Source organism: Aquiflexum sp. (assembly GCF_041749095.1).
Lineage (GTDB): Bacteria > Bacteroidota > Bacteroidia > Cytophagales > Cyclobacteriaceae > Aquiflexum.
Genome location: NZ_JBGTCA010000420.1, coordinates 1 through 5676, shown reverse-complemented (window position 1 = coordinate 5676; position 5676 = coordinate 1). Strand labels below are relative to the sequence as shown.

General features: G+C 37.8%; 3 protein-coding genes. 1 reads left to right on the top strand and 2 read right to left on the bottom strand.

The window, feature by feature from the left end:
* Together ACEW8O_RS19155 and ACEW8O_RS19150 are read right to left on the bottom strand one after the other, a co-directional pair.
* A partial coding sequence (locus ACEW8O_RS19155) for a PVC-type heme-binding CxxCH protein (RefSeq protein WP_373496236.1) occupies positions 1 to 1545 on the bottom strand: 1545 nt, incomplete at its 3' end.
* Between the two features lie 95 nt (positions 1546 to 1640).
* Positions 1641 to 4208, bottom strand: a complete 2568-nt coding sequence (locus ACEW8O_RS19150) for a family 20 glycosylhydrolase (protein WP_373496235.1) — start codon at positions 4206 to 4208, stop codon at positions 1641 to 1643.
* A 316-nt stretch (positions 4209 to 4524) separates the two neighbouring features.
* On the opposite strand from ACEW8O_RS19150, the gene ACEW8O_RS19145 reads away from it, so the two are divergent.
* The coding region (locus ACEW8O_RS19145; protein WP_373496234.1) for an adenylate/guanylate cyclase domain-containing protein at positions 4525 to 5676 on the top strand (1152 nt) is incomplete at its 3' end.

Below are 5676 nucleotides of genomic sequence, written 5' to 3'. Positions count from 1 at the left end.
GTTAGAATCTGCTAGTGCCTGGTCAATATATTTTTGTCCTTTCCCTTCCATTTTGGCCAGTACCCAAAAAGCCCTTGCCCTCATTCTTGGATTTTCATGATTGGCAAACATGGCTGCCAAACCTTTTTCTGCCTGAACGCCAAAATCCTGAAGGGCCATCCAAGCCTGATAGCGCCAAGAAAGGTTTGGATTCTGTAAAGCTTCCAAAGCACCTTCGACATTTGTTAGATCATATGTAGGGATTTTGTATCGGTTCTTTGGAGGTGCCAACCTAAATATCCTTCCCCGATTCAAATCACCTACCTGATGGCCACCCACTCCCGGGTCATACCAATCGGCTACAAATAGAGAACCATCCGGTGCAATACAAACATCCGAAGGACGGAACCATTGATTCTTTTCTCCAACCATGATATTGATGATTTCCGCCGAATAGCCTGCACCGTCTTTTTTGACGGGATAGGACCTTACCACATTTGGACCTGCATCGGCATGGATCATTTGATCCCAAAACACCTCAGGAAGCAATCTCCCTTCATAAACCAAAATACCCGTAGGTGAACCTGCCCCGGTCTGCAAAAGGTTGGGCACAACACCGGGATCATTCAAATGCCAATGCTGAAGAGGAATCTCTTTTTCTTTGTTGGTCCGGTTTGCCGACCAACTTGCATTGGTCATTTCATCTTTGTATCCATAATTTCCAAACTCCATAACATAATTGATTCTTACACCTTTGTTGCCATCGTCATCATTGTCCGATTGCCAAAGCGTACCGTAAGAATCTACAGCCACCTCGTAATTGTTCCTGAAATTCTGCCCTAAAACCTCAATGTCAGTAAAGTCTGTATTGCACCTGAAAACCAGACCTTGTTTGAAATTTTCGGTATTGATCTCCACTCCATGGATATCCATAATAATCTGATTGTTTTTATCCCTCAATTGGCCACCCGAATTACCAAAGTTGAAATAAAACTTTCCATCAGGACCGAAGACAAAACTGTGCATCCCATGGTCATGTTGCTCTCCGGAAATGCCCTGAAAAATGATTTCCTTTTTGTCTGCCTTATCATCCCCATTGGTATCGGTAAACATCCACACATAAGGACTTTGCGAAACGATGGCCTGATTTCCCATTACCCAAATACCCAAAGGTGCATTGACCTCAGGCCCCTGATAGAATACCGTGCTCTTGTCCTGAACACCATCACCATTGGTATCCTCCAAAATTACTATTCTATCCCCTTCAGGATTGGTTTCATTTCCTGTGATCTCAGGTCGGTAATTATATGCTTCCAGGACCCAAACCCTGCCCTTATGGTCAATATCAATATTTGTCGGATTGGTGATTGTGGGTTCAGATGCAAAAAGTTTAGCCTCCAATCCTTCAACAATGCTAATTCCTGAAAGGGCAAATTCAGGTAAATGCTTTTGTTCATCTGTCAATGTTTCGAAATCTGGAATTATGACAGGTCGGTTGCAGGAATAGAAAGAGAGGAGTCCAGCCGTCAACAATGACAGGAGAATCAGTTTAATAGGTTTTTTCATAATCGGTCATTTGGGGAATTTGGGCTTTATTTAACGACTAAAGTTAATATTCTTTCTCTCAATAGATTGTGGTAGCATTAAAATTAATGGGCTATTCAATTGCTTTTTTGAAGGCAGGTTGAAGTCTCTCCGGCATGGCCTGATGGTGTGAATACCCTTACCTTGATATTTCCTTCTATCGGCATTGGCGCAGAATACTCGGGAGAATTCATATCAGGTTCGGTTCCATCCCTTGTGTACCTTACGATGAGACCGGGAGTTTCAACATTCACATGCATCAGTCCCTCATGAACCAAAGTGCCTGGTTTAGGTAACCTCACATTGAACCCTCCGAATAAATAATCTAATCTTGGGATTTCCTTCTGACCTACCGTATTGGCAAACCTGTTCCAATCTTTTTCCCTTTCTTCAATTCTTTTTTCAGGGTCTTTGATCGTAGTCCAACTAGGGTCAGCTGCCCATGCCCTTTCTACCAGCCCAAGCATTTTGGGCAAAAGGTAATATTCCATCATGTCCTGACCTTTAACTGTTTCTGTCCAAAGTTGTCCCTGAATTCCCTTGATATTTTTTTTACCTTGCTCGCTAAGTTTTATTTTTCCCTTTGCCAGTTCATCAGGATCAATAGGTCTTCCATACATGTCCTTTTCATTTGAAATAAAATGATTGAGAGGTACAGTTCTCCAAGAAGTATTTAAATCCACATATCCCGACCATTGATGACCAGGCTCATCCGGGTCCATGTTATAAGCCAAGTCAAAATAAATATTGGAGGAATTGCAGACGATTACCTCATAACCGACATTTGCCAATTGGTAAGCCATATCTTCTCCTCCCCAACCTGCAACAGAATTCCAGGCATAAACCCTAAAGTTTTTATCAGCAAATTCAGGATTAGGTCTTGAAACTTCTTTGCCATTTTCTGTTACAGTCTTTTGGCCTATTTCTTCCCATCCTGCAACTTGAAGCCCTCTATCCTCAAAGATTTTATTCACTCTTTTATAAAAATAATTGGTCAAATCTTTAACCTCATTTAAGTCTTCATGCTTTGAGATAAAATCAGCACATACAGGTGAAGCTGTCCAAGCACCGTGGGGAACTTCATCCCCACCAGTATGGAAAGTATTTAATGGAACTCCTGCAGATTGATACCTTGCCATCATTTCATCGACTATTTTTTCATAAAAATTATAAGTGGATTCCTGACAGATGCAAAGTGTATTCCCACGGAAATTCTGTGCAGACAAATATTCTGAGGTATCCTCAAAATCCTCTAAAAGGTACTCCAATGCAGCATCCAAATCAATCTCTTTTTTATCATGGTAGCGTTTTCGCATGGCAATGATGGCCGCCCTCGAATGGCCCGGAACTCCCAACTCAGGAATCACCTCAATATGCCTTTCATGGGCATATTTCAGGATCTCTTCAAAATCAGAAACTGTATAAAACCCAGTTCCATTCGGGGAATTGTCATAATCAGGACCTGAACCATAATAAGGCCAAAGGAAGTTTTCCTCATTTCTTGAAAACCCTCTTTTACTGCCCACATCGGTCAATTCCGGCAAGTTGGGAATTTCAATCCTCCAACCTTCATCATTGGCCAAGTTGAAATGAAAAACATTCAATTTATAAAACGCCATCAAATCCAGAAGTTTCAAGACAGCTTCTTTGGTCTGAAAATTCCGTGCTACATCCAGAAAGAGTCCACGATATGCGAAACGGGGTTCGTCTTCAATTTTCAATTTAGGGAAAACCAATTTGGATTGGGCTTCAATGAAATTATCAACAGGTAACAAAGCCAATAAAGACTGAACAGCATAAAAAACGCCTTTTGGATGATTTGCTTGAATTTGAATTTTATCAGTAATTTCCAAGTTGTATTCTTCTAAACTCTCAATAACTGGATTTTTAATGATTTGGATTATCGCCTCATGAGATGTATTAAGAGTGACTTTACCTGAATATTTGGAAGATAAACTATTGATCAAAAATTCAGCTTCTTGGGAAAATTCCTCATCATACGAAATTTCAAAATCTCCGTCAATCTGCAATTCTCCTTCATCCCATTCCAAACTTTTGGGGGTCGGAATAATTGGCGAAAATTCCTTTTTAGTCAAAAATGTAAGGCCTTTTGATTGTTCGAATAAATTCTTCCCAACAGGAATCGGAAGTGAGGTTCCCTCTGCCTTTTTGTACAAGTCACCCAAGCTGAATTCTTTTGCAGAATAATTATTTATTTGATGACCTTTTTCTTCATCACCAAAAACCATAAAGACTCCTTGTGGTGAATGGCTATTTTTCACAATGAAATTATCCGATTGATAAGAAAAAGAATAGGTTTGGTCCGGCCTTAAAACAGGAAAATCCATAGCAGGTTTAATTCTGAAAAAATCCCCTGACAAATGTTCTACCACTATATTTTCATCTAAACTTGTTGGATTCACCGATAAAAAGATAGTATTGAAATAAATCTCCCAATCAGGGTAGAGAGGCGTTTTCCCGCTATTGGTGATAGTGAATTTGGCAGTATGGGATTGATTGGGCACTGCGATATTTTCTTCCAATTCCCAACTTAGAAATATGTCGTCTATATTTATTTTATTTTTAGGGGATTGGCAGGAAAACCAAAGTAGAAAAAGAGGAAGGCATAATAAACGATAAGTCATAATCTATGTCTTTAGACCTCAATATAATATTTTATCTTTTGGGACAAAACAAACACTAAAGGAAGTAAGGGTTTTATATCGCATTGAAAAGAACCCATCTTATCCCGCAGGTACTTTTTAATTAATCAATTAAATATAATCGAATTAATTTTTATTATAATTTACTACCTTGAAGAAATGTATTGAAAAGGATAATTATGGTTATCTATGAATATCAATTGGAAAGGAATCAATGACAATTCTTTTTCTAAAATTTGAAGATCCTACAAGTTATTCAAATCTAACTCACACTTTAAAATTTTTATTTTTTTCAATTATGAAAGAAGATCTGAAAAAGACGAAAGCTGCGATTTTGTTTTCAGATATCGTAGGTTACACGGCATTAATGGGTGACAACCAAGATTTGGCTTTTGAGCTTGTCAATAAAAACCTAAAAATCCACCAAGACATCTTAGCAAAAAATAACGGAAAATTAATCAAAGAATTGGGTGATGGTATATTATGTTCGTTCACAGATTCCCATGATGCGGTTGCTGCTGCCTATGAACTTCAGAAACATTACTTTAACTCAAAAGAATTAAATCTGAGAATTGGAATTCACTATGGAGAGGTAATCTTAGACAGAAATGATGTATTTGGGGATGCAGTTAATATTGCTTCTAGATTACAGACATTAGGGCTTCCGGGTTCTGTCTTATTCTCAAAGAAAATCCAAGAAGGTATTGGAGAACCTTCAATCTTTAAATTAGTCTCGAAAGGGCTTTTCAAGTTAAAAAATGTAAAAGAACCCATCGAAATTTATGCCCTTGCAAATGAAGGATTGAAGATTCCCAAAAGAGGGGAAATGTTAAAACTGCTTGAAAGCCGATTGAAAAAATTTATGGTGGCAGCAGTTATATTTTTAGCGGTTAGTTTAATAGGGTTTTTGATTTATCACAATTCATATATCAAACAGTTTACAGAGACGGAAATAAAATCAATTGCTGTACTGCCATTTAGCCAGGTTAATGAAGGAGATGATGATATTAGATTTTCGGATGGATTGACTCTGGATCTAATTTCTCACTTATCGCCTATTTCCACTTTAAGAATCATCTCTAAATCCAGTTCCGAAACATACAAGGATAGTAATGAATCTCTCGATCTAATTGCTGAAAACCTCCAAGTCCAATTTTTGCTTTATGGAGATTTAGAAAATTCCAAAGACTCAATTTTTGTCCATGCAGAACTCTATGATTCCCATATAAAAGAAATTATCTGGCAGGGATTTTTAAAATCGGAAAGAGAAAATTTTTTTCAGATATATACGCAAATACTTAAGAATGTTGTTTCAGAGATTGGACTTAAACTGACTCCAGAAGAGACAATTCAATTAGAGAAATTATATACAAAAAATATCAGTGCTTTTGATTATTATTTGTTGGGGAGAGAATATTTCTATAAATATAATATTCATCTGAACCAATTT